This is a genomic window from Curvibacter sp. GW821-FHT09D12, assembly GCF_059416245.1.
Genome location: NZ_JBWKOU010000006.1, coordinates 92961 through 119499, shown reverse-complemented (window position 1 = coordinate 119499; position 26539 = coordinate 92961). Strand labels below are relative to the sequence as shown.

Annotated in this window: 21 protein-coding genes and 1 riboswitch; of the genes, 10 read left to right on the top strand and 11 right to left on the bottom strand. The window is 66.9% G+C overall.

Features of this window, described 5'->3' with window-relative positions; all coding sequences use genetic code 11:
- Nucleotides 1–95: 95 nt before the first annotated feature.
- Nucleotides 96–1220: a 3-deoxy-7-phosphoheptulonate synthase gene (locus AC07PT_RS11800; protein ID WP_492348221.1), complete on the bottom strand. Its 1125-nt coding sequence runs from the start codon at nucleotides 1218–1220 to the stop codon at nucleotides 96–98.
- Between the two features lie 576 nt (nucleotides 1221–1796).
- On the opposite strand from AC07PT_RS11800, the gene AC07PT_RS11795 reads away from it, so the two are divergent.
- Nucleotides 1797–4142 (top strand): membrane-bound PQQ-dependent dehydrogenase, glucose/quinate/shikimate family, encoded by a 2346-nt coding sequence (locus AC07PT_RS11795; protein ID WP_494656753.1) that lies wholly within the window; start codon nucleotides 1797–1799, stop codon nucleotides 4140–4142.
- A 17-nt stretch (nucleotides 4143–4159) separates the two neighbouring features.
- Here AC07PT_RS11795 and tldD read toward each other — a convergent pair whose 3' ends face one another.
- The 3 genes from tldD to AC07PT_RS11780 all read right to left on the bottom strand — a co-directional run bounded on the left by tldD (nucleotide 4160) and on the right by AC07PT_RS11780 (nucleotide 9275).
- Nucleotides 4160–5620, bottom strand: a complete 1461-nt coding sequence (tldD, locus tag AC07PT_RS11790; RefSeq protein WP_492348219.1) for a metalloprotease TldD — start codon at nucleotides 5618–5620, stop codon at nucleotides 4160–4162.
- Nucleotides 5621–5920: 300 nt separating this feature from the next.
- Nucleotides 5921–7075, bottom strand: coding sequence for a rod shape-determining protein RodA (gene rodA, locus AC07PT_RS11785; protein ID WP_492348218.1), 1155 nt, complete (start codon nucleotides 7073–7075; stop codon nucleotides 5921–5923).
- 85 nt (nucleotides 7076–7160) lie between these two features.
- Nucleotides 7161–9275, bottom strand: coding sequence for an HDOD domain-containing protein (locus tag AC07PT_RS11780; RefSeq protein WP_494656752.1), 2115 nt, complete (start codon nucleotides 9273–9275; stop codon nucleotides 7161–7163).
- 157 nt (nucleotides 9276–9432) lie between these two features.
- Between AC07PT_RS11780 and AC07PT_RS11775 the strand changes: the two genes are divergently transcribed.
- The 5 genes from AC07PT_RS11775 (at nucleotide 9433) to mtgA (ending at nucleotide 14645) form a co-directional block, all read left to right on the top strand.
- Complete coding sequence (locus AC07PT_RS11775; RefSeq protein ID WP_492348431.1) at nucleotides 9433–10020, top strand: YqiA/YcfP family alpha/beta fold hydrolase; 588 nt, start codon at nucleotides 9433–9435, stop codon at nucleotides 10018–10020.
- Nucleotides 10021–10034: 14 nt separating this feature from the next.
- Entirely contained in the window at nucleotides 10035–12095 is a 2061-nt protein-coding gene (locus AC07PT_RS11770; protein ID WP_494656751.1) for a ribonuclease catalytic domain-containing protein, read from the top strand.
- 30 nt (nucleotides 12096–12125) lie between these two features.
- Nucleotides 12126–12986 (top strand): energy transducer TonB, encoded by an 861-nt coding sequence (locus tag AC07PT_RS11765; RefSeq protein WP_492348215.1) that lies wholly within the window; start codon nucleotides 12126–12128, stop codon nucleotides 12984–12986.
- Between the two features lie 80 nt (nucleotides 12987–13066).
- Nucleotides 13067–13897 carry a shikimate dehydrogenase gene (aroE, locus tag AC07PT_RS11760; RefSeq protein ID WP_492348214.1) on the top strand — a complete coding sequence of 277 codons (831 nt, stop codon included), beginning with the start codon at nucleotides 13067–13069 and terminating at the stop codon, nucleotides 13895–13897.
- Nucleotides 13898–13913: 16 nt separating this feature from the next.
- Nucleotides 13914–14645, top strand: a complete 732-nt coding sequence (mtgA, locus tag AC07PT_RS11755) for a monofunctional biosynthetic peptidoglycan transglycosylase (protein WP_492348213.1) — start codon at nucleotides 13914–13916, stop codon at nucleotides 14643–14645.
- A 9-nt stretch (nucleotides 14646–14654) separates the two neighbouring features.
- Here mtgA and AC07PT_RS11750 read toward each other — a convergent pair whose 3' ends face one another.
- Nucleotides 14655–15275, bottom strand: coding sequence for a hypothetical protein (locus tag AC07PT_RS11750; protein WP_494656750.1), 621 nt, complete (start codon nucleotides 15273–15275; stop codon nucleotides 14655–14657).
- Nucleotides 15276–15409: 134 nt separating this feature from the next.
- On the opposite strand from AC07PT_RS11750, the gene ruvC reads away from it, so the two are divergent.
- Together ruvC and AC07PT_RS11740 are read left to right on the top strand one after the other, a co-directional pair.
- Complete coding sequence (ruvC, locus tag AC07PT_RS11745; protein ID WP_492348211.1) at nucleotides 15410–15961, top strand: crossover junction endodeoxyribonuclease RuvC; 552 nt, start codon at nucleotides 15410–15412, stop codon at nucleotides 15959–15961.
- Nucleotides 15962–16096: 135 nt separating this feature from the next.
- The gene (locus AC07PT_RS11740; RefSeq protein ID WP_492348210.1) at nucleotides 16097–16405 is read left to right on the top strand and encodes a hypothetical protein; all 309 of its coding nucleotides are present in this window, start codon (nucleotides 16097–16099) and stop codon (nucleotides 16403–16405) included.
- 60 nt (nucleotides 16406–16465) lie between these two features.
- Here the strand turns inward: AC07PT_RS11740 and thiC are convergent, their stop codons facing one another.
- From thiC to lpxC, 3 genes are all read right to left on the bottom strand, one after another.
- Nucleotides 16466–18331 carry a phosphomethylpyrimidine synthase ThiC gene (gene thiC, locus AC07PT_RS11735; RefSeq protein WP_494656749.1) on the bottom strand — a complete coding sequence of 622 codons (1866 nt, stop codon included), beginning with the start codon at nucleotides 18329–18331 and terminating at the stop codon, nucleotides 16466–16468.
- Between the two features lie 107 nt (nucleotides 18332–18438).
- A riboswitch (TPP riboswitch) is annotated at nucleotides 18439–18561 on the bottom strand.
- A gap of 27 nt (nucleotides 18562–18588) precedes the next feature.
- Nucleotides 18589–18765, bottom strand: a complete 177-nt coding sequence (locus AC07PT_RS11730; RefSeq protein WP_492348208.1) for a hypothetical protein — start codon at nucleotides 18763–18765, stop codon at nucleotides 18589–18591.
- 27 nt (nucleotides 18766–18792) lie between these two features.
- Nucleotides 18793–19716: a UDP-3-O-acyl-N-acetylglucosamine deacetylase gene (gene lpxC, locus AC07PT_RS11725; protein WP_019574093.1), complete on the bottom strand. Its 924-nt coding sequence runs from the start codon at nucleotides 19714–19716 to the stop codon at nucleotides 18793–18795.
- A gap of 310 nt (nucleotides 19717–20026) precedes the next feature.
- Here lpxC and AC07PT_RS11720 point away from each other — a divergent pair, with 310 nt between their 5' ends.
- A complete protein-coding gene (locus tag AC07PT_RS11720; RefSeq protein WP_494656748.1) occupies nucleotides 20027–21814 on the top strand; it encodes a methyl-accepting chemotaxis protein in 1788 nt (595 codons plus the stop codon).
- Nucleotides 21815–21935: 121 nt separating this feature from the next.
- Nucleotides 21936–22952 carry an SGNH/GDSL hydrolase family protein gene (locus AC07PT_RS11715; RefSeq protein ID WP_494656747.1) on the top strand — a complete coding sequence of 339 codons (1017 nt, stop codon included), beginning with the start codon at nucleotides 21936–21938 and terminating at the stop codon, nucleotides 22950–22952.
- 60 nt (nucleotides 22953–23012) lie between these two features.
- On the opposite strand, the gene ftsZ is transcribed toward AC07PT_RS11715, so the two are convergent.
- The 3 genes from ftsZ to AC07PT_RS11700 form a co-directional block, all read right to left on the bottom strand.
- The gene (gene ftsZ / locus AC07PT_RS11710) at nucleotides 23013–24248 is read right to left on the bottom strand and encodes a cell division protein FtsZ (RefSeq protein ID WP_492348205.1); all 1236 of its coding nucleotides are present in this window, start codon (nucleotides 24246–24248) and stop codon (nucleotides 23013–23015) included.
- A 225-nt stretch (nucleotides 24249–24473) separates the two neighbouring features.
- Nucleotides 24474–25703 carry a cell division protein FtsA gene (ftsA, locus tag AC07PT_RS11705; protein WP_492348204.1) on the bottom strand — a complete coding sequence of 410 codons (1230 nt, stop codon included), beginning with the start codon at nucleotides 25701–25703 and terminating at the stop codon, nucleotides 24474–24476.
- Between the two features lie 48 nt (nucleotides 25704–25751).
- Nucleotides 25752–26537, bottom strand: a complete 786-nt coding sequence (locus tag AC07PT_RS11700; protein ID WP_492348203.1) for a cell division protein FtsQ/DivIB — start codon at nucleotides 26535–26537, stop codon at nucleotides 25752–25754.
- Nucleotides 26538–26539: the final 2 nt, after the last annotated feature.

The following is a 26539-nucleotide window of genomic DNA, read 5'->3' as shown; positions in this document are numbered from 1 at the left end:
GAGGTGGCTGACTGCCCACTATACAAAGCAACGCCTTGGCCCGCACCAGCAAAAAGAGCACCGCGAGGGTGCTCTTTTCAAAGGCGCAACAGCGCTCAGGCCTTGCGGGCGCGGCGGGTCTTGACGGCGTCGGACAGCAGGGCCAGCACGTCGGCCGAGTCGTCCCAGCCCAGGCAGGCGTCGGTGATGCTCTTGCCGTATTCCAGGGCGCTGACCACGTCCTTGCCCGGCGTGAACTTCTGGGCGCCGGCTTGCAGGTGGCTTTCCACCATCAGGCCGAACACCTGGTGCGAACCGGCTTCGATCTGGGTGGCGATGTCACGCGCCACGTCGATCTGACGCTGGTGTTGCTTGCTACTGTTGGCATGGCTGCAGTCCACCATCAGGGTGGCGGGCAACTTGGAGGCTTCCAGCTCCTTGCAGGCCGCGGCCACGCTCTCGGCATCGTAGTTGGGGGTTTTGCCGCCGCGCAGGATCACGTGGCAGTCCTTGTTGCCCTGGGTCTGCACGATGGCGACCTGGCCGTTCTTGTGCACCGACAGGAAGTGGTGACCGCGGGCGGCCGCCTGGATGGCGTCGGTGGCGATGCGGATATTGCCGTCGGTACCGTTCTTGAAGCCGATCGGAGCCGAAATGCCCGAGGCCAGCTCGCGGTGCACCTGGCTTTCAGTGGTGCGCGCGCCGATGGCGCCCCAGCTGATGAGGTCGCCGATGTACTGGGGCGAGATCACGTCGAGGAACTCGCTGCCGGCCGGCAGGCCCAGGCGGTTGATTTCGATCAGCAGTTGACGGGCAATGCGCAGACCTTCGTCGATGCGGTAGCTCTCGTCGAGGTAGGGGTCGTTGATCAGGCCCTTCCAGCCGACGGTGGTGCGGGGCTTCTCGAAGTAGACACGCATCACGATCTCCAGCGTGTCGGCGTATTTTTCGCGCTCCACCTTGAGGCGGCGGGCGTATTCGACGGCGGCCGCCGGGTCGTGGATCGAGCAGGGGCCAATCACCACCAGCAGGCGGTCGTCCTTGCCGGCCATGATGTTGTGGATGTTGTGACGGGTTTCGGTGATCAGCGACTCGACTTGCGTGCCGTGGATGGGGAAGAAGCGGATCAGATGTTCGGGCGGGGGAAGCACGGTGATGTCCTTGATGCGTTTGTCGTCGGTCTGGCTGGTCTTGTCGACATTCGCGTACCAGGCATCGGCCTTGGTGCTGGGCTTGTTCATGGCGGGGCTCCTTTGGATTTGAAACGGGTTGGAATCGGTTTTCGGTCGGGCAGAAAAAAACCGCCGGGCTTTTCAGCTTCGGCGGTTCCTGGGAGGGGGTGTTCGGGTGCTTACGCGCTCGCCTCTCGTCCGCCGGGGACAGAGAACCAAAAGTAAAAATAAAAGGCTGCGCGAACTTGCATGGCAGGCAATTTAGCACAGCAAAAGCCAAAGTTGCCGTCTGTCGCTCGCACACCACATCGGTTTTTTTGCGCGATAGGCATCGCCAGCGTGCGCAAAGCGCGCGAATGGCGCGACAAGAACGCACTTTTGCCTCAAAAACAGGCAAAAAGGCCGTCGCAACCGTCCTTTGGCGGCACATAAAAATATTTGCTTTTTTGTGTAGCAAGGGGCCGGACGGTACTCACAACCGTTCATCCACCTGCCAGGGTGGCGGCCCGGGTTCCGCCATCCTGGGTGCGTAGCCCACCCTTGCGCAGCCCAGCCCGACCGCCTGACCGAGCACCCGCGCGATTGCCATCCGACGACCCCAAGTGCTTCAAAGAATGGGTTTTCACCTTGCTGAAGGAGTGCGACATGGGTCTGATCGGACGAGCCTGGGCCTTGCTCGTGGCCTTGATGGCGCTGGGTTTGAGTCTGGGGGGCGGCCAGTTGCTGTGGCTGGGCGGCTCGCCCTATTACCTGGCGGCCGGCCTGGTGCTGCTGGGTGCCGCCGGCCTGATGGGGCGCCGACGGGCCAGCGGGGCCTGGTGGGTGGCCGCACTGGCCGTGCTCAGTGTGCCCTGGGCACTGTGGGAATGCGGCTTCGACTTTTGGGCCCTGTTCCCTCGGCTGATGGCGCCACTGGCCTTGGCCACCGTGTCGCTGCTGCTGGCGCCCCGCCCGGCCCAGGGGCCGGGTGGCGCAGGCACCGCGCTGGCCGGCCTGGGATTTGGGCTGGCCTTCATGCTGGGGCTGGCGCTGGCCTTTGTGCCGCATGGTGAGGTGCGGCCGGATGCGACGATGGCCTATGACCCGCCGCGCGGCGACAACCGGCCTGCGGATTGGCTGGCCTACGGCCGCACGCCTGAGGGGCGGCGCGATGCCCCTTTCGACCAGATCAACCGCGACACCGTGTACCGCCTGCAACCGGCCTGGACCTACCGCAGCGGCGACACCCAGCCCGGGGTGGACCAGAACACCCCGCTGCAGATCGGCACGCTGGTGTACAGCTGCACCCGGCGCGACCGGGTGATCGCACTGGACGCCGACACCGGCCAGCAGCGCTGGCTGTTCGACCCCCAGGCCAGCGCCCCGTTCTGGCAACGCTGCCGCGGCCTGGGCTACTGGCGGGACACCCAGCCTGGCCCGGACAGCGCCCCCGCGACGGCCGCAGGCGGTGCTGCCCACCGCTGCCGCGAGCGCATCGTGCAAACCACCATGGATGCCCGCCTGATCGCGCTGGACGCGCACAGCGGCCAGCCTTGCGAAGGTTTCGGCCAACAGGGCACGGTGTCGCTGGCCCAGGGCATGGGCCCGGTGCAGCCTGGCTTCTATTTCCAGACCTCGGCCCCGCTGGTGGCACGCGACCTGATCGTAGTGGGCGGCTGGGTGGTGGACAACCAGATGCGCGGCGAGCCCTCGGGCGTGATCCGCGCCTTCAGCGCCCGCACCGGCGACCTGGTGTGGGCCTGGGACCTGGGCCACCCGGCCACCACCCGCCTGCCCCCCGAGGGCCAGAGCTACACCCGGGGCACGCCCAACATGTGGAGCACCGCCGCCTACGACGACGAATTGGGCCTGGTCTACGCGCCCCTGGGCAATGCCACGCCCGACTACTACGGGCGCGACCGGCCGGCCCACTCGGACGAATACAACTCCTCGCTGGTGGCGCTGGACATCCGCACCGGGCGGCCACGCTGGTCATTCCAGACCGTGCACCACGACATCTGGGACTACGACCTGCCCTCGCAACCGGCCCTGATCGATCTGCCCGACGGCCAGGGCGGCCAGGTGCCGGCGGTGCTGCAGACCACCAAGCGCGGCCAGATCTTCTTGCTGAATCGCGCCACCGGCAAACCCCTGGCCGAAGTGGCCGAAAAGCCCGTGCCGCAAAACGGTGCCGTCCCCGAAGAAACGCTGTCACCCACACAGCCTTACTCGGTCGGCCTGCCCACCGTCGGGGCCGAACACCTCAGCGAAAACAAGATGTGGGGCATGACGATGTTCGACCAGTTGCTGTGCCGCATCGAGTACCGCCAGATGCGCTACGACGGAGACTTCACGCCGCCCGGCCTGCAGCGCGCCATTCAGCAGCCCGGCAATGTCGGCGGCATGAACTGGGGCAGCGTGTCGGTGGACCCCCACAACCAACGGGTGTTTCTGAACGACATCCGCGTGCCCAGCGTGTTCCAGCTGGTGCCACGCGCCGACTATGCCGAGTTCTCAAAAGCCCACCCGCCGGTCAGCGATGGGCATGGGCCCTCGGCCCAGCTGGGCACGCCTTACGGCATCTACACCACGATCTGGCTGTCCAAGTTGGGGGTGCCTTGCGTGCAACCGCCCTTCGGCACGCTGACGGCGATCGACCTGAAAACCCGGCGCGTGGCCTGGCAGGTGCCTGCGGGCACCGCCGGTGAGCAGGGGCCCCTGGGCCTGCGGCTGGGGCTGCCCATGCCCATCGGCATGCCCAGCTACGCAGGCACGCTGAGCACGGCGGGTGGGTTGGTGTTCTACTCAGGCAGCCAGGATTTCTACCTGCGCGCCTACGACGCCCAGACGGGTGCCGAGGTCTGGAAACACCCGCTGCCCGTGGGCAGCAGCGCCACCCCCATGAGCTATGTGTCGCCCAAGACAGGCAAGCAGTACATCGTGGTGACGGCCGGCGGGGCCGCGTACTCCAAGCGCCTGGGCGACTATGTGATGGCTTTTGCCCTGCGCTGAGGGGCAGCAGCGCAGGCTCAGGCGGTGCCGCCCACCGTCATGCCATCGATGCGCAGGGTGGGCTGACCCACCCCCACCGGCACGCTCTGGCCTTCCTTGCCGCAGGTGCCCACACCGCTGTCCAGGCGCATGTCGTTGCCGATCATGGAGACGCGCTTGAGGGCCTCGGGGCCGCTGCCCACCAGGGTGGCTCCCTTGACGGGGTACTGGATCTTGCCGTTTTCCACCCAGTAGGCTTCGCTGGCCGAGAACACGAACTTGCCCGAGGTGATGTCGACCTGGCCGCCACCGAAATTGGTGGCGTACAAGCCTTTCTTGATGCTGGCCACGATCTCTTCGGGGGTTTTGTCACCCCCCAGCATGTAGGTGTTGGTCATGCGCGGCATGGGCACATGGGCGTAGCTTTCGCGGCGGCCGTTGCCGGTGGGTTTCACGCCCATCAGGCGGGCGTTCATCGAATCCTGGATGTAGCCCTTCAAGATACCGTCTTCGATCAGCACGTTGCGCTGGGTGACGTGGCCCTCGTCGTCCACGTTGAGCGAACCACGGCGGTCGGCGATGGTGCCGTCGTCGAGCACGGTCACGCCCTTGGCGGCCACACGCTGGCCAATGCGGCCGGTGAAGGCGCTCGAACCCTTGCGGTTGAAATCGCCCTCCAGGCCGTGGCCGATGGCTTCGTGCAACAGCACACCGGGCCAGCCCGGGCCGAGCACCACGGTCAGCTCACCCGCCGGGGCCGGGCGGGCTTCGAGGTTGGTGAGTGCCGCGTTCACCGCGTCGGACACATAGGTGTCGATCACGGCGTCGTCGAAATAAGCCATGCCGAAACGACCACCGCCACCGCCCGAGCCCACCTCGCGGCGGCCATTGTGCTCGGCGATCACGGTGACCGACAGGCGCACCAGCGGGCGCACATCGGCCGCCAGGGTACCGTCGGCACGGGCAATCAGCACCACGTCGTACTCACCGGCCAGGCCAGCCATCACCTGCACCACGCGCGGGTCGCGGGCCCGGGCGCGCTGCTCCACCTTTTCCAGCAGGCGTACCTTGGCGGTGCTGTCCAGGGTGGCGATCGGGTCGAGCCCGGGGTACAGCGAACGGCTGGGCGCCACCTTGCGGGCTGCCGCCCGCACCCGGGCGTTGCCGCCCTGGCCCGAGATGGTGCGCACCGTGTGGGCCGCGTCCAGCAGCGAGGCCAGCGAAATGTCGTCGGAGTAGGCAAAGGCGGTTTTCTCGCCGCTGACGGCGCGCACGCCCACCCCTTGGTCGATGCTGAAAGAGCCTGTCTTGACGATGCCTTCTTCCAGGCTCCAGCCCTCGGCACGGGTGTACTGGAAGTAAAGATCCGCGTCGTCCACCCGGTGCGCCCGGATCTCGTTGAGCGCCTTCGTCAGATGGGTCTCGTCCAGACCAAAGGGTTCAAGCAGCAATTGCCGGGCAATGGCCAGGCGCTCGAGGGTGGGTTCGCGTGAAATCATGCGGCCATTTTAGGGCTCGCCCGCCGCCCGACCGACCTGTGGGGGCAAGGCCCAGGCCGGCGCCGGGCCGCCCCAAGCCGGCCTGCGCCCCCTTGGGGGGCTGAGCCCTGCGGCTCCAGGCCTGCCTGCGCAGGGCTGGACAGGGCGAAGAGCGTCCGCGTCTCGCGGCCGCACGTGGGAGTGACACGAAGTGCACGACCGTGGGGGCCACATCAGCCCGACGCCGGGCCGCCCCAAGGCGGGCTGGGCCCCCTCCGGGGGGCAGCGACCACACGAAGTGAAGGAGCGTGGGGGCCAAATTCAGGTGGGTACCAGGCGCTTGGCCCGCGCCACCGACATCAGAATCCCCAGCCCCATGCCCAGTGTGACCATGGCCGTGCCGCCGTAGCTGATGAAGGGCAAAGGCACGCCCACCACGGGCAGGATGCCGCTCACCATGCCCATGTTCACAAAGGCGTAGGTGAAGAAGATGCAACACACGGCCCCGGCCAGCAGGCGCGAGAACAGGGTGGGCGCCTCCAGCGCGATCATCAGACCGCGCCCGATCAGGAACAGGAACGACACCACCAGGCACAGGTTGCCGATCAGGCCGAACTCCTCGGAGAACGCTGCAAAAATGAAGTCGGTGGTGCGCTCGGGGATGAACTCGAGGTGGGTCTGGGTGCCTGCCATGAAGCCCTTGCCGAACACCCCCCCCGAACCAATCGCGATCATGCCCTGGATGATGTGAAAACCCTTGCCCAAGGGGTCCCGCGAGGGGTCGAGCAAGGTGCAGATGCGCTGCTGCTGGTAATCATGCAGCACCGGCCAGCGCACGCCATCGGCGCACAGCCGGGGCTCGAACCACACGATCAGGGCCACGCCGATCACGCCGAGCAACACCGGCGGCAGGATCAGGCGCCAACTGAGCCCGGCAAAAAAGATCACCGACAGGCCCGCGGCCAGCACCAGCAGCGAGGTACCCAGGTCGGGTTGCTTCATGATCAGGCCCACCGGCAGCACCAGCAACAGACCGGCCACCAGAAAATCAAGGGGTCGCAGCTGCCCCTCTCGGCGCTGAAACCACCAGGCCAGCATCAGTGGCATGGCAATCTTGAGGATCTCGCTGGGCTGGATGACCACCCCCAGGTTGATCCAGCGGCGCGCGCCCTTCTTGGTCAGGCCGAACAAGGCCACGGCCACCAACAGCGACACCCCCAGCACATACAGGGGCACGGCGAAGGTCATCAGGCGTTGGGGCGGCACCTGGGCCACCACGAACATGATCATGCCCGCCAGGATCATGTTGCGCCCATGGTCGACAAAGCGCGTGCCATGGTCATAGCCAGAGGAATACATGGTGAGCAAACCTGCGCACACCAGCAGGAAGACGGCAAACGCCAAGGGCCCGTCGAAGCCCTGGAACAGGGGCATCAGACGCTGGCGCAAGGACGGCTTTTCAAAGACGGCGGACATGGCGCGATTATCGGCCCAGCGACAAGTCTGACCGGCCGGCCCGGCTACTGAGTGCGCCGCACGCTGGCCGCGGGGCAGGTGCCGCTCAGGCCGCCTTGTCGGGACGCGCCTGGCGCAAGCGGAACAACTGCACCAGTTGCGCGCCCAGTCTGCGCAGCAGTTCGCGTGAGCCCGGGTCCATCAGCAAGGTGCCGGGCGTGGCGGTGTCGGCATACAACAGGGCAAACACGTTGTCGCGGTGCAGCAGGGGCAGCAACCAGTAGGCGGCAGGTGCCGCGGGTTCGCACAACCAGGCCGGCAATTGCCGGCGCAAGGCCGGGTCGGAGGCCACATCGGGCACCACCGTGAGTTCGCCGCTGCGGCAGGCCTGGCCCAGCGCGCCGCCCTGCCCCGGTCCCAACTCGACGCGGAAAACCGCCTGCAGTGGCGCCGCCCCCACCCCAACGGCCAGGCGGGCCGACACGGCAGCGGCCTGGGGGTCGCGCAGGCAAAACACCACCCGATCGGTCTCCAGCGCGCCGTGCAAGCCGGTGACCAGCTTGCGCAAGCCTTCCGCCAATGGCACCTGGCGGGCCGCATCGGGCTCGTCCAGCCAGGACTGCAGGCTGCGCTCCAGCGCGCGCAGGGCCTCGTGCTGACGGCCCAGCCGGCTCGTGCGAGCCTGGGTGGACGAGGGCCCGGCTGCCGGCCCCAGGGGTGCAGGCCGCGAATGAGCGACTGCCGGGGCGGGTTCGCCGGCTGGTGACCGCACCACAGGTGCCGCGGCCATGGCCGCCTTGGGCGCCAGGACCACGGGCGCTGGTGCAGCCCCCTGCGCAGGCGCCGGTGCGGCAAGGGCCCCGGGGGCAGCCGGGGTTGGCCAAGAGGGTGGTCCCCCCTGTGGAGCAGGCTGGGGGGCGGGCTGGGGTACGGGTTGAGGTACGGGTTGGGTGAGGCTGCGCGTCTGGCTGGCCGGAAAGCCCAGGGCGTCGGCCATGCCCTTGAGGCGGGCCTGGGCCTGGATCACGCCGTCCTGGAAATCTTCGGCCCCCAGGCCCAGTACCCGGGCATAGCGGTCGGTGACGGCCTTGAGGCGCTGCGCCGGCTCAACGCTGTCAGGGCCAGCCAGCGCGGCCGTAAGGTCGTTGGCCGCCACGGCCAGCCAGCGCAGGTACTCGCGCCCGGTCTGCGGGCGGCGGGCCGGGGGGCGGCCGAAAGGTCGGCGCATGCAATACAGCAGGTCGGTGGGCAGGCCCCAGCTGCGCGCCACACCGCAGCCGAAGTCTTCCAGGCTCAGGCCCAGGTAATGGATGGCTGCCGTGACCTCGCCGCCCGAAAAGCGCTCTTCGGCCACGGCCCGCTCCAATTGCACCGCTTCGGCTGGAAAGTAATAGCCCAGCAGCATGCGACCGAGGTTCTGGAACAGCGCAGCCAGAAAAGCGTCTTCGCGCAGGTGCTGTACCGCGCACAGCTCACTGGCCAGCGAGCCCGCCATGAGCGCGCGCAGGAACTGCGTCTTGAGCTGGACCGCGTGCGCCTGGTCGGGCATGCGCTCCAGCAGCTTCAGGCTCAAGGCCAGGTTACGCACCCCATTGAAGCCCACCAGCCCCACGGCCCGCGACACCGTGGTCACCATGCCGCTGACCTGGGCGTACTGCGCGCTGTTGACCAGGCGCAGCAACTGCTGCGTCAGGGCCACATCGCGCAGGATCTCGCGGGCCAGGTCTTCCAGGCTGTGATCGTCGGAGCCGGCCACCTTGAGGATGCGGCCCATGGAGTCGGCCAGGGCCGGAAAGTCGCCCTGGCGGCGCATGCGCGTCAGCAAGGTCTCGAGCGTGCGTGCCGCCGTCGTGCCGGCCCAGGCCGACAGGGCGGCCTGGAACTCGGTGACCTGGGCAAAGCGCAGCTCGGGCTCGGGGTTCAGGGCACGGGTGATCTGGGCCTGCAAAGGCGGGTCGAGGTTGCGCCCCCAGTCTTCGGGCAGGTCCTGGAAGCGGCGCTCCAGCGCGTCGTGCGAGCGGCCCGCCGCACGCTGCTCGGAGGCCGTGCCGGTGAGCATTTCAGCCAGCAGCACCCCCGCGGCAAACACGCCCTCCTCGGGGGTTTCGGCCAGGCCCTGCTCCCAGCGCGCCTGGGGCCAAGCCAGCGCGGCAGCCACTGCCTCGTGGGGCAGCAGGATCCCCGCCTCGGGCGGTGGCGCAGCAGACTTGGGCTCACTCATGTCGCAAAATAGAAGAATCGGGGCGTTTCAGGGCGGGCAGGCATGCGCCCGCCATGCCGCCCAGTTTAGGGCCTGTTGACCGGCCGTGATCTCAACTGCAACCCCAACTTCAGCCTTCCAATTCGCCGTGAATCCGTCCACAGTGCCTATCCAGCCCATGCCCTGCACCACCCACCTGCTGTACCTGCACGGATTCCGATCCTCCCCGCAATCGGCCAAGGCCCGCCAGATGGCCGCAGCAGTGGCCGAACGGCACCCCCAGGTGCACTGGTGGTGTCCCCAGTTGCCCCCCTCGCCCCGTGCCGCCGCCGAACTGCTGAGCGAAGGCCTGCGCGACTGGCCGCAGGCCCGCATGGCCGTGGTGGGCTCGTCGCTGGGTGGGTTTTACGCCTCGTGGGTGGCGCGCCAGACGGGCTGCCGATCGGTGCTCATCAACCCGGCGGTGGATCCAGCACGCGACCTGGCACGCTACATCGGCGAGCAGACCTTCTGGCATCAGCCCGAACAGCGCTTTTATTTCGAGCCCCGTTTTGTCGACGAATTGCAGGCCATGGCCGGGGAAGGCCGCTGCGCTCCAGGCCCCGAACTGGCCCTGATCGCCCAGGGCGACGAGGTGCTGGACTGGCGAGAAATGAGTGCGCGCTACGCCGGTGCGCGCCTGCATGTGCTGGAGGGCGGCGACCATGCGCTCAGTGATTTTCCGGCCCACCTCGATGAGGTGCTGGGTTTTCTGGATCTGGTCTAGGGGACAATCGCGGCATGTACGCACTGTTTGATGAAGCCGGCAAATTTCAGGCCGGACGCATTCTGTCGGAAGCCGATAGCTCCCTGCAGGTGGAACTGGAATCGGGTAAGCGGGTCAAGGTCAAGGCCGCCAACCTGCTGCTCAAATTTGACAAGCCCGCCCCTGGCGAGCTGATCGCCCAGGCCCAGGCTGCAGCCGAAGGCATCGAGCTGGAGCTGGCCTGGGAGTTTGCGCCCGAAGAAGACTTCGGCTTTGCCGAGTTGGCCCGCGACTATTTCAGCGAACAGGCCACCCTGGTGCAGCAGACGGCGGCCCTGTTCCGCCTGCATGAGGCCCCTCACTACTTCCGCCGCGCTGGCAAGGGCCGCTACAAGAAGGCCCCGGCCGAGATCGTGCAGCAGGCGCTGGCCGCGATCGAGAAGAAAAAGCTGTTGCTGCAACAGATCGCCGACTGGGCCGCCGAACTGGGCCAGGGCGCATGCCCGCAGCCGATCCGCGATCAGCTCTACAAGATCCTGTTCCGCCCAGACAAGAACGCGCCCGAGTACAAGGCCGTGGTCGAGGCCTCACGCGCCACCCAGACCGCGCCGCTGGACCTGCTGCGTCAGGCGGGTGCCATCGACTCGGCCTACCAGTTCCACTGGAAGCGCTTTCTGTTCGACAACTTCCCCAAGGGCACGGGGTTTCCGGTCCTGCAAGCGCCCGAAATCACCGACGAGCTGCCGTTGGCCAGCGTGCAGGCCTATTCGATCGACGACTCGCAGACCACCGAGATCGACGACGCGCTGTCGGTTCAGGGCCTGGGCAGTGGCCAGGTGACCCTGGGCGTGCACATTGCAGCGCCCGGCCTGGCACTGCAGACCGGCACACCGATCGACCAGGTGGCCCGGCATCGCCTGTCCACCGTCTACATGCCGGGCTACAAGATCACCATGCTGCCCGACGAGGTGGTGCAGCGCTACACCCTGTCCGAGGGCCGCGCCTGCCCGGCGGTGTCGCTGTACGTGACCTTTGACGAGGCCAGCCTGGAGATCCAGGCCAGCGAAACCCGGCTCGAACGCGTGCCGATCGCGGCCAACCTGCGCCACGACCAGCTCGACAAGGTGGTCACCGAGGCCTGGATGGAGAGCGACAACCCGGGCCAGACCGAACTGCCCGGGGGCATGACCCACGCCACCATGGCCTTTCTGTGGCGCCTGGCCAAAACCCTGAAGGCCCGCCGTGAGGTGGTGCGCGGCAAGCCCGAAACCTTCAACCGACCCGACTACAACTTCCGCCTGGTCGGCAACGACGGCGCGGAGCCCAGCGGACACGAAACCGTGCAGATCAGCGTGCGCCAGCGCGGCGCCCCGCTCGACCTGATCGTGGCCGAGGCGATGATCCTGGCCAACAGCCATTGGGGCCTGTGGCTGGCCGAATGCGGCGTGCCCGGCATCTACCGCAGCCAGGCCAGCCTGGCCCCCGGGGTGAAGGTGCGCATGGGCACCAAGGCCCAGCCGCACGCGGGCATCGGCGTCAAGGCCTACGCCTGGAGCACCTCGCCCCTGCGCCGCTACACCGACCTGGTCAATCAATGGCAGATCATCGCCTGCGCCCGCCACGGCAAGACGGCGGCCCTGGCGGCCCCGTTCAAGCCCAAGGACGCGGAACTGTTCTCGATCATCAGTGGCTTCGATGCGGCCTACAGTGCCTACAACGGCTACCAGGCCGGCATGGAGCGCTTCTGGACGCTGAAGTACGTGCAACAGAACGCCATCACCGAGCTGACCGCGGCCGTGTTCAAGGAAGGCCCCAACGGCAGCGTGCTGGTGCGCGCCGACGAGCTGCCCCTGGTGCTGGCGGCCCACGGCATGAACGGGCTGCCGCGCGGCGCCCGGGTGCGGGTGAAGCTGGGTGAGATCGACGAGATCGCGCTCGACGTCAGTGGCACCATCGTGGAGCGGCTCGATGCCGAACTGCCGCTGGACGCTGGCGACGAGGACGAGGGCGACGACGAGCCCGTGGCCGGCCCGATCGCGATTGCGGTGGATGTGAACGAAGCAGAGCCCGCTGCGGGCGAAGCGAGCACCGCCTGAGTCCCTGACCCGACCCGACCCGCTCTCACCGTGCGAGCCCTCGCCTTCCTGCACCACCTCAGCACCCTGCAGATCACGCTGGCCGTGTCAGCGCTGGTGCATGCCGGCCTGCTGACGCTGCGCATCGTCGACCCGGAATCCTTCAACCGGGTGTTCCAGGACACCCCGCTCGAAGTGATTCTGGTGAACGCCAAGTCGGACGCCCGGGCCGAGCGGCCCACGGCCATCGCCCAGGCCAGCCTGGCGGGCGGTGGCGAGGCCAGCCGGGGCCGTGCCACCTCGCCCCTGCCGAGTTCGGCACTCAACAGCGTGGGCGACACCCTCGAAGAAAGCCAGCGCCAGCTGGCTGCACTGGAACAACTGCAGGCCCGCATGCTGACCAGCGTGCACCAGCAACTCGCCAGCCTGCCCCGGCCCGACCCGACCCGCAGCAGCCTGACACCCCAGGAGCAGGCCCAGGAGGAGAAGCGCCGCCAACTGCTCAAGCTGCTGGCCGAGATCGAACGGCGCATCAACGAAGAGAATGCCCGTCCCAAAAAACGCTACATCAGCCCGGCCACACGCGAAGAGGTGTATGCCACCTACTACGACCAGTTGCGCCACAAGGTGGAAGACAAGGGGACCGAGAACTTCCCCGAGAAAGACGGCAAGAAACTGTATGGCGAGCTGACCATGACGCTGACCATCAATGCCAGCGGGCGCCTGCTGTCCACCGAGATCGTGCAAAGCTCAGGCAACCGCACGCTGGACCGGCGAGCCGAGGCCATTGCGCGCTCGGCCGAGCCTTTTGGCAACTTCAACCCGGCGATGCGTCGCCAGGCCGATCAGATCGTGGTGGTGTCGCGCTTTCGCTTCACCCGCGATGAAACCCTGGAAGCCAACGTCCGATAATCGCGCTGAAATTCTGAGACGACCCGAGACACAACCGAGACAAACCCGGCCTGCGCACCAGGCCCCAGCCAGCCCTCTTCATGAGCCAAGACCACTATTGCGTGTTGGGCAACCCGGTTGAACACAGCCGCTCGCCCTGGATCCACACCCGTTTTGCCGAATTGACCGGCCAGCGCCTGCAGTACGGGCGCCGGCTTGTCGAGCTCGACAAGTTCCACGAAACCCTGCACCAGCTGCAGCTTGAAGACTGCAAGGGCTGCAACGTGACCGTGCCCTTCAAGTTCGAGGCGGCTCAGGCGGCCAAGGTGCGGAGCCCTCGCGCCGAGTTGGCCGGCGCCGCCAATGTGCTGACCCTGCGCGCCGATGGGCTGTACGCCGACAACAGCGACGGCATCGGGCTGGTCAACGACCTGCAGAACAACGCGGGCGTGCCGCTGCGAGGCCAGGATCTGTTGCTGATCGGTGCCGGCGGGGCGGCCGCCGGGGTACTGGGCCCCTTGCTGGAGGCAGGCCCAGCCCGCCTGACCGTGGTCAACCGCACCCACGACAAGGCCATCGCCCTGGTGGCCCGGCATCAGGCCCTGGCCCGCAGCCACGGTGTGGCCCTGGAGGCCCCGGCGCTGGAAACACTGACAGGCAGCTTCGACGTCGTCATCAACGCCACGGCCAGCAGCCTCAGCGGTGCCGGCGTGCCCGTGCCCGCCAGCGTGCTGCGCCCCGGCTGCCTGGCCCTGGACATGATGTACGGCCCGGCGGCCCAGGGCTTCCTCGACTGGGCGCGTGCCCACGGAGCCCAGGGCCGCGACGGTCTGGGCATGCTGGTGGAACAGGCGGCCGAGGCCTTTGCCCTGTGGCGCGGCGTGCGCCCGCCTTCAGCCCAGGTTCTGGCTGAGTTGCGCCAGCAACTGTGAGGCAGCACGCCAGGCCATGAAAGCCCTGCTGCGCTGGAGCGCCTGCCTGTTGCTGGCCTGGTTGGCGCTGGAGCTGTTCTTTGTGCTGCGGGTGGCGACGCTGACGGTTCTGGACCCGGCCTCCACCGCGTTCCAGCGCTCTGAGGCGGTGCGCATCCGGCGCGAAACCGGGCACCTGCGCTGGCAGCAGCAATGGGTGCCCTATGGCCAGATTTCAGACCACCTCAAGCGGGCGGTGATCGCCTCCGAGGACGATGGCTTCACCCAACACGACGGTGTGGACTGGGACGCCATCCAGAAGGCCTGGAAACGCAATGCCCAGGCCGAGGCCCGTGTGCAGAGCCTGCGCCCTGGCAGCGCCAGCAAGACGCGTTCGCCCAAGGTGGTGGGGGGGTCGACCATCACCCAGCAACTGGCCAAGAACCTGCTGCTGTCAGGCGAGCGCACCCTGCCGCGCAAAGCCCAGGAGCTGATGCTGACCCTGTTGCTGGAGGCCTTTCTGGACAAGCAGCGCATCCTGGAGATCTACCTCAACAGCGTCGAATGGGGTGAAGGCGTGTTTGGGGCCGAGGCTGCAGCCCAGCACTACTTCCGCAAGCCGGCGGCCCGCTTGAGCCCCGCCGAAGCCGCCCGTCTGGCCGTGATGCTGCCGCGGCCCAAGTACTTTGAACAGATGCCCAACTCACCCTACCTGGCCAGCCGCAGCAGCGTGATCCAGGGCCGGATGAGCAACTCGATCCTGCCCTGAACGGGGCGCTCACAACATCGTCTGTCCTGTGGGCGGCAAACCGCGCAGGCGCCGCTCGCGTCGCTCCAGGTTGCGGCGCCAACGTTCGATGCCCAGCACCAGACGCCGAGCCCCATAGCGCAAGGTCACCTCTGCAACCTCCCGCAGGGACAGACGCCGCCAAGCGATGCCCAGGTCATGGCGCCACATGGCGCTGCACACCGAGCTGAGAAAGGTCAGGGGCAGGCGCCCGCGCCGGTGCAGGGCCACCCGGGCATAGGTGGGCAGAAACAAGCTGGCCGGGTACTCACGACAGTCCACGAACTGCGTGGGGTACAGGCCGATCGGTTGCAGCAGGCGGCCGGCCGGATCGAATTGCACACTGCTCAGGTCCAGGGCCTGCTTGTCATCAAAACGCACGGCCCAATGGTCGACAAAATCGTCCTGCCCCACCACGCGCCAGCGCAGCAGCGTGACGGCCAGACCCCGCTTGTGGGCGTCCAGGGCCAGATCCAACGACGCCGAGAAGCAGCGCCCACGCGCCTGCACCAGAGAGCGCTGGCGATGACGGGCGGCCAGACGCAGCAGCAGACGTTGCTGCTGCGTGGCAAGGCCTTTGTCCGCGCCCGAGCCCCCTGCTCTCAAGTTCATGGAGGATGTCCCATCGGAGGTAAAGGTAACAATTGTAAATCCGCGATCACATTCACACGATCTGACCCTGGTCAGGGTTTGCCAAGTTGCTCCTGAACCAGTCCCTGCGTGAGACCCTCTACACTGGCGGCCTCATGAGAATTCTTGGCATCGACCCCGGTCTGCAGACCACCGGCTTTGGCGTGATCGACGTTCAGGGTTCACAGCTGAGCTACGTGGCCAGCGGCACCATCAAGACCACCCACCTGGCCTTGGGCGACCTGCCCGGGCGCCTTAAAGTGCTGTACGACGGCATCCGCGAGGTGAGTGCCCGCTACCAGCCAGAGGTTGCCACCGTTGAAATCATCTTTGTCAACGTCAACCCCCAATCGACCCTGCTGCTGGGCCAGGCGCGTGGCGCCTGCGTGACGGCCCTGGTGTCATGCGACCTGCCGGTGGCCGAGTACACCGCCTTGCAGATGAAGAAGGCGGTGGTCGGCCACGGACGGGCGGCCAAGTCGCAGGTACAGGAGATGGTGCGCCGCCTGCTGCGACTGCCCGGCCTGCCCGGCACGGACGCCGCCGACGCCCTGGGCATGGCCATCACCCACGCCCACGCGGGCCAGGCCATGAGCCGCCTGAACGAGGCTGGCGGCACCCTGCAGCGCAAGACCCACGCGATGTACAAAAGCGGGCGCAGTTACTGATGCCCTGGGCAGGGGCCCGGGAATGGGGGGCAATTTGCCACCTGCTCGACGGTTTTCACCCGCCCGACTGGGTTACGCTCGAACTACCGCTGGCGGGGATCCTCCTGCCGGCCGGCACCGGCCAACCCATCACCCATGTTCTCCACCCTTGACGAGGCTTTCGAGCTTCCAGCTGCCGATGCAGCCTCTGCTGCCCTGGACCGCCCGGAACCGAACGCCCCAGTGACTGCCGCGCCCCCCGTGGCGCCGCTGACCTACAGCCTGGCCTTGTACAAGCCAGGCTGCAGCGTGGGCTGGCAAGGCCGGGACATGACCGTCAGCCACGTGCTGCTGCGGCGCGGACGCCTGATGGTGTACCTGCAGGGGCACCCTGACCCGGTGGAGCCCGAAAACCTCACCATGCCCCTGACCCGGCTGGTATTGCAGCGCACCGAGGAACGTTGAGCGCCGGCCGGACCCAGCCGGTGCGCCCCGCCCTCCGTGGCCACTCAAGGGCCTGCGCGATCAGGCCACCGGCTTGATCGGCACGTAGAGGTCACCCCCGGCGCGCTTGAACTCGTCGGATTTCTCGGCCATGCCCTGAGCGGCAAATTCGCGCACCTCCTGGGTGATCTTCATCGAGCAGAACTTGGGCCCGCACATCGAGCAGAAGTGCGCCACCTTGGCCGAATCCTTGGGCAGGGTCTCGTCGTGGAAGTTGCGCGCCGTGTCAGGGTCCAGGCTCAGGTTGAACTGGTCCATCCAGCGGAAATCGAAGCGCGCCTGCGACAGCGCGTCGTCGCGGGCTCTTGAACCCGGGTGCCCCTTGGCCACATCCGCCGCGTGCGCCGCGATCTTGTAGGCAATGATGCCCTGCTTGACGTCTTCACGGTCGGGCAGGCCCAGGTGCTCCTTGGGCGTGACGTAGCACAGCATGGCCGTGCCCATCCAGCCGATCATGGCGGCACCGATGGCACTGGCAATGTGGTCGTAGCCCGGGGCGATGTCGATGGTCAGCGGGCCCAGGGTGTAGAACGGGGCTTCGTGGCAGTGCTTGAGCTGCTCGGTCATGTTGGCCTGGATCATGTGCATGGGCACGTGGCCGGGGCCTTCGATCATGGTCTGGACATCGTGCTTCCAGGCCACCTGGGTCAGCTCGCCCAGGGTGTGCAGCTCGGCAAACTGAGCCTCGTCGTTGGCGTCCGAGCCCGAGCCGGGCCGCAGGCCGTCGCCCAGCGAGAAGCTCACGTCGTAGGCCTTCATGATGTCGCAGATGTCTTCGAAATGCTCGTAGAGGAAGCTTTCCTTGTGGTGAGCGATGCACCATTTGGCCATGATCGAGCCCCCGCGCGAGACGATGCCGGTGCGGCGGTTGGCGGTCAGGTGGATGTGGGCCAGGCGAATGCCAGCGTGGATGGTGAAGTAGTCCACGCCCTGTTCGGCCTGTTCGATCAGGGTGTCGCGGAAGATCTCCCAGGTGAGGTCTTCGGCCACGCCGCCCACCTTCTCCAGGGCCTGGTAGATGGGCACGGTGCCGATGGGCACCGGGCTGTTGCGCACGATCCAGTCGCGCGTGGTGTGGATGTTGCGGCCGGTGGACAGGTCCATCACGTTGTCAGCGCCCCAGCGGATGGCCCAGACCAGTTTCTCGACCTCTTCCTCGATGCTGGAGGTGACGGCCGAGTTGCCGATGTTGGCGTTGATCTTGACCAGGAAGTTGCGGCCGATGGCCATGGGCTCGACTTCGGGGTGGTTGATGTTGGCCGGAATGATGGCGCGGCCCCGGGCCACCTCATCACGCACGAACTCGGGCGTGATGATCTTCGGGATCATGGCGCCCATGGGGTTGCCCTGCAGGCGCTTTTCGCGGGCCTCGTCGGCCAGGTACTGGGCCATCCATTCACGGCGGCCGTTTTCGCGGATGGCCACAAACTCCATCTCTGGCGTGATGATGCCCTGGCGCGCGTAGTGCATCTGGCTCACGTTGCGGCCCGCCTTGGCACGGATCGGTCGGCGTTGCAGGCCCGCGGCCTCGGCGCGCAGGCCTTGCAGGCGCAGGTCCTCGGCATCGCCCTTCTGGCCGTCGTCCAGGGCCACGCGGGCCCGGCCTTCGTAGGTTTCGGTGTCGCCACGGCGGGCGATCCACTCACCGCGCACGCTGGGCAGCCCGCGGCGCACATCGATGGCGGCGCTGGGCTCGGTGTAGGGGCCCGAGGTGTCGTACACCGTGACCTGCTCGCCATTGCTGAGGTCGATGCGGCGCATGGGCACCCGCAGATCAGGGTGCAGGGCCCCTGCCTCGTAGACCTTGGTGGAGGCAGGGAAGGGTTCGCGGGTGAGCGACAGCAACTCGGCGAATTTTTCGCGGGCTTGGAGATCGGGGGCGTTCATGGTGTGGGTCCTTTCCGGCAGGCTGACTGAAAGCCCCGGAGTGAACCCTGCAACCGAGCCCCTGGCGGGGGTGTTGCGGCCTGCCGCCCTCCGCAGGGAGGACCAGAGGCCTGAAGTTCAGCTCTTCTTACGCCGGTATTAACCGGATCAAGTTCGTCGGGTTCAGCGTGCCTGCCGGATTCGATCCAACAGCCGCCGTCTCAGCACATGGTGCACCCCGGAGCAGCGCGAAGTATACGCGGCGCAGGGTGTCGGCGTCAGGCCAGTCGTTCGAGAATCAGCACCGCAAAGAAGACAAAGGCCGCGATCAGCGTCCACTTCAGCACAGCCCAGCCCCAGCGCTTGAAGCGGGGCTGGCCGGTGCCAACATAAAACGCAAAGCAAACGGCGGCCCCCAACAGCAGCAACAGGACCAACCAGCGAAACAGCAACATGGGCGTGATCAGCGGTGGGGGACTGGCCTACCAGGCCCGGGCAGGTTGGGCAAAGCCGGCCGGCGCCTGGCGCTCGTCCTCGAAAGTGACCATGTCCCAGCACTCGGGGTGGGCCAGCAGTTCGCGCAGCAAGCGGTTGTTCATGGCATGACCCGAGCGGAAAGCGGTGTACTCAGCCAGCAGCGGCTTGCCGATCAGGTACAGATCGCCCATGGCATCGAGAATCTTGTGCTTGACGAACTCATCGTCGTAGCGAAGCCCGTCGCTGTTGAGTACTTTGTAGTCGTCCATCACGATGGCGTTGTCCAGCCCGCCGCCCAGGGCCAGGCCATTGGAACGCAGCATCTCGAAGTCACGCGTGAAGCCGAAGGTGCGAGCGCGGGCGATGTCACGGCTGTAATTGCCACTGCCCAGGTCAAAGGCCACATACTGGCCCGTGGAATCCACCGCAGGGTGACCAAAGTCGATCTCGAAATTGAGCTTGTAGCCGTGGTAAGGCGTCAGGCGGGCCCATTTGGCCTGCGCGCCCTCGCCTTCTCGCACCTCGACCGGGTGCTTGACGCGGATGAAACGCCGCGGCGCCTTCTGCAGCTCGATGCCGGCACTCTGCAGCAGAAACACGAACGAGGCCGAGGAGCCGTCGAGAATGGGCACCTCTTCGGCGGTGATGTCGACGTACAGGTTGTCAATGCCCAGACCGGCACAGGCGGACATCAGGTGCTCCACCGTGTGAACCTTGGCCCCACCAGCCGAGATGGTGGAGGCCAGCCGGGTGTCGGTCACCGCCTGAGCGGTGATGGGGATGTCCACCGGCTCGGGCAGATCGATGCGACGGAACACAATGCCCGTGTCGGGTTGCGCAGGCCTCAGGGTCAGTTCGACCCGTTGCCCGCTGTGCAGGCCGACGCCCACGGCGCGGGTCAGGGTCTTGAGGGTTCGTTGCTGCAGCATGGCTTCATTTTAAGTCCAGGCCATGCGTCGCAAGGTCGAGAGGGGTATCCAACGGATACAGCCGCCCCCGGGACACGGCGCCCTCTGACGACGCAGTGAACCCAGCCTGCAGCGGCCCCGTCACGACCGCACAGCGAACACAGGTCAAGCCGCACCATGACCCAGATCATAGGGTCTTTACTTAATGGCCCGACCCGACTCCTCAGCCTCGGAAGTCGCGTCGAAAATACCCCTCATCCGCGTGCAAAGCGCGTCCATCGGACCGAAGAATTCATTCGGCCCCTCACTTCAATTTTCAGCCCCCTCCACCATGAACAAACTCAGTTTCAAAACCAAGATCCTGCTGCTGATGTCCATGGCCCTGCTGGCCATCGCTGTGCTGGCCATCGGCTCGCTGCTGCAGCAGCGGCGCATGATCATCGACGCCCGCCAGGAACAACTGACCACGGCCGTGCAAGGGGCCTACAGCATTTTGGCGGCCTACCAGGCCAAGGCCGCCAGCGGCGCCATGTCGCTCGAAGACGCCCAGACCGCGGCCAAGGACGCGCTGCGCGTGTCGCGCTACGGCGGCCCCGAAGGCAAGACCGAGTACTTCTACATCTGGACCCTGGACGGCAAAGGTGTCATGCACCCGATCAAGCCCGAATGGGAGGGCAAAGACATGGCCGGCCAGATCAAGGACGGTGCCGGCACCGACATCATCAAGCTGCTGGCCGACGCCATCCGCGCCAGCAAGGACGGCCGCGCCTTCGTGCCCACCCAGTTCGCCCGCCCAGGCCAGCAGACCCTGGTGCCCAAGACGCTGTATGCCATCCGCCTGGACGCCTGGAACTGGATGGTGGGCTCGGGCGTGTACACCGATGACGTGGACAAGATGGTGCGTGACACGCTGCTGTTCGACCTGGGCATCGTGGCCTTCGTGATCCTGGCCGTGGGCGGCATCGGGGTGATGGTGTCGCGCTCGGTGATCCAGCAGATCGGTGGCGACCCGACCGTGGCCATGGCGGCCATGTCGGAAGTGGCCGAAGGCAATCTGGACGTGCAGATCCCCCCCTCGCCGGCGGGCTCGTTGCTGGATGCGCTGGAGCACATGGTGGTGTCCTTGCGGCGCCTGGTGACCGAGGTGCGTTCGGCCACCGACAGCATTGCCACCGCCTCCAGCGAGATCGCCCAGGGCAACACCGACCTGTCACAACGCACCGAACAGACCGCCAGCAACCTGCAGGCCGCCGCCGGCAGCATGGAAGAGCTGACCAGCACGGTGCAACAAACCTCTGACTCGGCCCAGACGGCCAACCAGATGGCCAACTCGGCCGCCGAAGTGGCACAGCGCGGGGGTCAGGTGGTGTCGGAAGTCGTGTCCACCATGGAAGAGATCAACACCAGCAGCAAGAAGATCTCCGACATCATCGGTGTCATCGACGGGATCGCCTTCCAGACCAACATCCTGGCCTTGAATGCGGCGGTGGAAGCCGCCCGCGCCGGTGAGCAAGGCCGCGGCTTTGCCGTGGTCGCCGGTGAGGTGCGCAGCCTGGCCGGTCGCAGTGCCGAGGCAGCCAAAGAGATCAAGTCGCTGATCGGCGCCTCGGTCGAAAAGGTGGAAAGCGGCACCCGCCTGGTGGGCAACGCCGGCAACACCATGACCGAGATCGTGGCCAGCGTGCAGCGCGTGACCGACATCATCGGCGAGATCCGCGCCGCGACCTCGGAGCAAAGCCAGGGCATTGCCCAGGTGAACACCGCCGTCAACCAGCTCGATCAGATGACCCAGCAGAACTCGGCCCTGGTCGAGCAATCGGCCGCAGCGGCGGACAGCCTGCGCGAACAGGCCATGCGCCTGACCGAGGTGGTGGCCCGCTTCCGCGTGCATGGCAGCGAAGTGGCCGCGCCCCGCCTGCGGCCCGCGGCCCCCCTGCGCCCGGCCGCCCCCCGCGCCGCGCCGGTCCCGCGGGTGAGCGCCGCGCCCGCCAAGGCCCTGCCTGGCAAGGCGGCCAGCAAGGCCACCACGGCACCCGCCCCTGCGCCAACACCCGCCGCCACGCCCCGCATCAGCGCCGCACCAGCCCCCAGCGCCGAGGGCGATTGGGAATCTTTCTGAGCGGTTGTCAGGGGCCGCGAAACCGCCCGTGCCCCTTGCGCCAACCGTCCAGCCAGCCCCGCTCCGGCTGACCGGCGGGCCTTTCTAGAGTGGCTGCTTTCTGTTTACAGGATGCAGCCCCATGAAAACACCGACCTCACCCCGCCTGAGCCTCTGGCTCTCACTGGCCCTCTTGCTGTCCAGTTGCGGCGGCAGCGACGCCCCCCCGGCCCCCCAGCTGCACGTGCAGCAGGTCACTGTGTTCGGCGACAGCCTCAGCGATGTGGGCACCTATGGTCCTTTTGCTGGGGATTCCTCCCAACCCGGCAAGTTCACGGTCAACCCGGGCCAGGTCTGGGCCGAAGTGGTGGCGGCCCGCTATGGCGTGAAACTGACACCTCGGCGCCTGGTGGGCGACGGCGCCCAGGCCCAGGTGGTGGGGGGCAACGACTACGCCGAGGGCGGTGCCCGCGTGGCCCTGCTCCCCGGTGTGAGCGCCCTGGGCCGAAATGATGACGTGACACCGGTGCGGGCTCAGATCTCGGCCCGCCTGGCCCAGGGGCCGATGGCCAAGGGCGAGCTGGTTCTGCTGGCGGCCGGTGGCAACGACCTCTTTGCCCAGTTCGATGCCGCGTTCTGGTCGCGCCCGCCCGGGCTGGACGAAGACCAGGCACTGGCCCAGGCCACGGCGGGTGTCGAGCAGGCGGCCGACGATCTGGCCGCCGAGGTGCAACGCCTGCTGCAACACGGTGCTCCGCTGGTGGTGCTGGGCCTGGCCCTCGACTTTTCCAACAACCCATTTGCGCAGCGTTGGCTCGATGAGAAACAGCGGCGCCAGGTGCGCGCCTGGGCGCAGCGCTTCGAACAGCGCCTGCAGGCCGCCCTGGGTCAGCCACCCGGCCTGGTCTGGGTCGACTGGGGCCCGCTGGGGGAACGCCTGCTGGCCCAACCCGCCACCTATGGCCTGATCGACGTCCAGACCCCCGCCTGCACCAACACCGTCCCCTCGGCCAGCGCCGTCTTTTGCTCGGCCCAGACCCTGGTGCAGCCCGATGCGGCCGAACGCTTTCTGTATGCGGACGATTTCCACTTCACGCCCCGAGGCCACGCCCTGCTGGCTGAAGAGGTGCTGAAAAAACTCGAGGCCCTGGCACATTGACGTGCACAGGGCCTCGTGGCTTGGGTCGCAGACCACCCAGGGTGGCCTGTGAGGGCTTGATCAGTCGGCTTGCTTGCGCAGGAAGGCCGGGATCTCCAGGTCGTCCATGCCGCCCGACACCAGGGCATCGACCTTGGCGGCGGCCTGGGTGCGGTTGGTGCGCCACACGCTGGGCACGCTCATGCTGCCGTAGTCCGAGCCCCCCACGGTGCTGCCCATGCCCACCTGGGCCACACCGGCCACGCTGCCGCCCGACGAGGCCACGGGCAGGTTGAAGCCGACGTTGTCGGTGCCAGTGCGCAGCACTTGCAGCGGAGGCGCGGCACGGCGGGCGTTCTGACGGCTCAGGCCGGTGGCGACCACGGTCACGCGGATGTTCTCACCCAGCGAGTCGTCGTAGGCGGCGCCGTAGATCACATGCGCATCGGGCGATGCGTAGGCATTGATGGTGCTCATGGCCAGCTTGGACTCGGACAGCTTCAGGCTGCCCTTGGCGGCGGTCACCAACACCAGCACGCCCTTGGCACCCGAGAGGTCGATGCCTTCGAGCAGCGGGCAGGCTACAGCCTGCTCGGCAGCGATGCGGGCGCGGTCAGGACCGCTGGCCACGGCCGTGCCCATCATGGCCTTGCCGGGCTCACCCATCACGGTGCGCACGTCTTCAAAGTCGACGTTCACATGGCCGTACTCGTTGATGATTTCGGCAATGCCACCCACGGCGTTCTTCAGCACGTCGTTGGCATGGGCGAAGGCTTCGTCCTGGGTGATGTCGTCACCCAGCACGTCGAGCAGCTTCTCGTTGAGCACCACGATCAGCGAATCGACATTGGCCTCGAGTTCGGCCAGACCGTCGTCGGCATTGGCCATGCGGCGCTTGCCTTCCCAGTCGAAGGGCTTGGTCACCACGCCGACGGTGAGAATGCCCATTTCCTTGGCCACGCGGGCGATCACAGGCGCGGCGCCAGTGCCGGTGCCACCGCCCATGCCGGCGGTGATGAACAACATGTGTGCGCCCGAGATGGCGGCACGGATGTCTTCCAGGGCCGCCTCGGCGGCATCGCGCCCCTTGTCGGGCTTGCTGCCGGCACCCAGGCCGCTCTGGCCGAGCTGGATGGTGCGATGGGCCGCGCTGCGGCCCAGGGCCTGAGCGTCGGTGTTCGCACAGACGAATTCAACGCCCTGCACATGACGCTGGATCATGTGCTCCACGGCGTTTCCGCCCCCCCCGCCAACACCAATCACCTTGATCTGAGTGCCCATGTTGAACTCTTCAACTTCGATCATTTCGATGGTCATCTTGTTGCTCCTGAATCTGCCTGCTTTGCAATTGCCAAAAATTTTTACTGACGGAATTGTGACTTGCCTTGAGCGTCTTATGGCGGTCCTGTAGAGTGCCAGCGCTCCTTTTTTTGCAGTGGCGGGCTACCTCTGGCCAGCCAGGGTTTGCGAGGCGGCGGCCCCAGGGCCGGCACCCCTGAATACAGGGTGCTGCCAGCCATGAGAAAGGGCCGCAGGGCCATGTCAGAAGTTCCCCACGATGAAGTCCTTGAAGCGACCGAAGGCCGTCTTCATGGAGCCACTCTTCTGCGCCACCTTGAAGCCGCGGATACGGGCCTGGCGGGCTTCTTCCATCAGGCCCATCACGGTGGCCGCGCGCGGCTGGGCCACCATGTCGGACAGGGCGCTGGCGTACTTGGGCAGGCCACGGCGCACGGGCTTCAGGAAGATGTCTTCGGCCAACTCGACCATGCCCGGCATCACGGCGCTGCCGCCGGTGAGCACGATGCCCGAGGACAGCACCTCTTCGTAGCCCGACTCGCGGATCACCTGCTGGACCAGCGAGAAGATTTCCTCGACACGCGGCTCGATCACGCCGGCCAGAGCCTGGCGGCTCAGCATGCGCGGGCCGCGATCGCCCAGACCCGGCACCTCGACCTGGGTCTCGGCGTCGGCCAGCAGTTGCTTGGCATAGCCCGACTCGACCTTGATGTCTTCGGCATCCTTCGTCGGCGTGCGCAAGGCCATCGCGATGTCGCTGGTGATCAGGTCGCCCGCGATCGGGATCACGGCGGTGTGGCGGATCGCGCCATTGGTGAAGATGGCCACGTCGGTGGTGCCGGCGCCGATGTCGACCACGGCCACTCCGAGCTCGCGCTCGTCATCGGTCAGCACCGCCTGGCTGGAGGCCAGCGGGTTGAGCATCAGCTGCTCCACGTCCAGGCCGCAACGCCGCACGCACTTGATGATGTTCTCGGCCGCACTCTGGGCGCCGGTCACGATGTGCACCTTGGCCTCCAGGCGCAGGCCGCTCATGCCGATCGGTTCCTTGACGTCCTGGCCGTCGATCACGAACTCTTGCGGCTCGACCAGCAGCAGGCGCTGGTCGGTCGAAATGTTGATGGCCTTGGCGGTCTCCACCACCCGAGCCACGTCGGCCGGGGTGACCTCCTTGTCCTTGACGGCCACCATGCCGCTGGAATTGAGGCCGCGGATGTGGCTGCCGGTGATGCCGGTGTAGACACGCGTGATCTTGCAGTCGGCCATCAGCTCGGCTTCCTTGAGCGCCTGCTGGATGCTCTGCACGGTGGCATCGATGTTCACCACCACGCCGCGCTTCAAGCCATTGCTGGGGGCCACACCCAGGCCGGCCAGCTTGAGCTCGCCCCCAGGCAGGACCTCGGCCACCACCGCCATGACCTTGGCAGTGCCAATGTCCAGGCCCACCACCAGATCCTTGTATTCCTTTGCCATATGTTTACCTGTTCTATTCTGTGTTGGTTGGGTCGGTGTTCTTTGTTCTTATTTCTTGGGCTGTTCGGCGCTGACCGTGGTCACGCCGCGCAAGCGCAGGGCATAGCCTTCGGTGTGGCGCAGATCGGCCGATTCAAGCGAGCCCGGGTGCCGCCCGTAGCGCGAGGTGACCTGGGTCAGGGTGGCCACAAAACGGCGCGTGCGGGCCAGCACTTCATTGATGCTGCCACTGCCCAGCTCGATCGCAGCGCCCGAATCGAGCGTGGCACGCCAGCCCCCGCGCGGGGTCAGTTCGAGTTCAGCCAGGTCGAGCTCGACCTGCTTGAGGATGGGGCGCAGGCGGCCATACATGTCGAGCACCTCGACCGACTGGCCGGCCGGGCCGTACAGGCGCGGCAGGTCGTCCTGATCCACATCGTCCACATTGGCTTCGAACACCTCGCCGAAGCTGTTGAGCATGCCCGAGCCGCTTTCCGGGCCCCACAAGGCCACCGGCACGTGCTCTTCGAGGGTGATCTGCAACTGATTGGGGAACTGGCGCCGCACCGCCGCATGGCGCACCCAGGGCACCCCCTCGAAGGCCTCGCGCACCTGACGCAGGTCGACGGTGAAGAAATTGCCCACCAGCTTGTGCGCCACATTGGCACGCAGCGTGACCGCGTTGTTGTGCGTGAATTCGCCCTGCACCGACAGGCTGCCGATGGAGAACGCCGGGTGCCGCAGCACCCACCAGCCGCCCGCAGCCACGACCAGGGCGACACAGCCCATGAACAGGACCGAAGCGGTCAGGTTCATCAGCTTGACGTCCAAGGGTACGGCCAGGGGATCACTCATGG

Bases quoted from the DNA above. Each gene is read 5' to 3' on its own strand.
- AC07PT_RS11730 (WP_492348208.1), bottom strand. From the start codon at position 18,765: ATGTTGCTGTTTCGCTGGTTGGTCCTGTTGCTGCTGTTGGGGGCCGCC.
- mtgA (WP_492348213.1), top strand. From the start codon at position 13,914: ATGAAAGCCCTGCTGCGCTGGAGCGCCTGCCTGTTGCTGGCCTGGTTG.
- AC07PT_RS11740 (WP_492348210.1), top strand. From the start codon at position 16,097: ATGTTCTCCACCCTTGACGAGGCTTTCGAGCTTCCAGCTGCCGATGCA.
- rodA (WP_492348218.1), bottom strand. From the start codon at position 7,075: ATGTCCGCCGTCTTTGAAAAGCCGTCCTTGCGCCAGCGTCTGATGCCC.
- ftsZ (WP_492348205.1), bottom strand. From the start codon at position 24,248: ATGACCATCGAAATGATCGAAGTTGAAGAGTTCAACATGGGCACTCAG.
- AC07PT_RS11800 (WP_492348221.1), bottom strand. From the start codon at position 1,220: ATGAACAAGCCCAGCACCAAGGCCGATGCCTGGTACGCGAATGTCGAC.
- lpxC (WP_019574093.1), bottom strand. From the start codon at position 19,716: ATGCTGCAGCAACGAACCCTCAAGACCCTGACCCGCGCCGTGGGCGTC.
- AC07PT_RS11720 (WP_494656748.1), top strand. From the start codon at position 20,027: ATGAACAAACTCAGTTTCAAAACCAAGATCCTGCTGCTGATGTCCATG.
- AC07PT_RS11770 (WP_494656751.1), top strand. From the start codon at position 10,035: ATGTACGCACTGTTTGATGAAGCCGGCAAATTTCAGGCCGGACGCATT.
- ruvC (WP_492348211.1), top strand. From the start codon at position 15,410: ATGAGAATTCTTGGCATCGACCCCGGTCTGCAGACCACCGGCTTTGGC.
- thiC (WP_494656749.1), bottom strand. From the start codon at position 18,331: ATGAACGCCCCCGATCTCCAAGCCCGCGAAAAATTCGCCGAGTTGCTG.
- AC07PT_RS11775 (WP_492348431.1), top strand. From the start codon at position 9,433: ATGCCCTGCACCACCCACCTGCTGTACCTGCACGGATTCCGATCCTCC.
- aroE (WP_492348214.1), top strand. From the start codon at position 13,067: ATGAGCCAAGACCACTATTGCGTGTTGGGCAACCCGGTTGAACACAGC.
- AC07PT_RS11715 (WP_494656747.1), top strand. From the start codon at position 21,936: ATGAAAACACCGACCTCACCCCGCCTGAGCCTCTGGCTCTCACTGGCC.
- AC07PT_RS11700 (WP_492348203.1), bottom strand. From the start codon at position 26,537: ATGAGTGATCCCCTGGCCGTACCCTTGGACGTCAAGCTGATGAACCTG.
- ftsA (WP_492348204.1), bottom strand. From the start codon at position 25,703: ATGGCAAAGGAATACAAGGATCTGGTGGTGGGCCTGGACATTGGCACT.
- AC07PT_RS11750 (WP_494656750.1), bottom strand. From the start codon at position 15,275: ATGAACTTGAGAGCAGGGGGCTCGGGCGCGGACAAAGGCCTTGCCACG.
- AC07PT_RS11795 (WP_494656753.1), top strand. From the start codon at position 1,797: ATGGGTCTGATCGGACGAGCCTGGGCCTTGCTCGTGGCCTTGATGGCG.
- tldD (WP_492348219.1), bottom strand. From the start codon at position 5,620: ATGATTTCACGCGAACCCACCCTCGAGCGCCTGGCCATTGCCCGGCAA.
- AC07PT_RS11780 (WP_494656752.1), bottom strand. From the start codon at position 9,275: ATGAGTGAGCCCAAGTCTGCTGCGCCACCGCCCGAGGCGGGGATCCTG.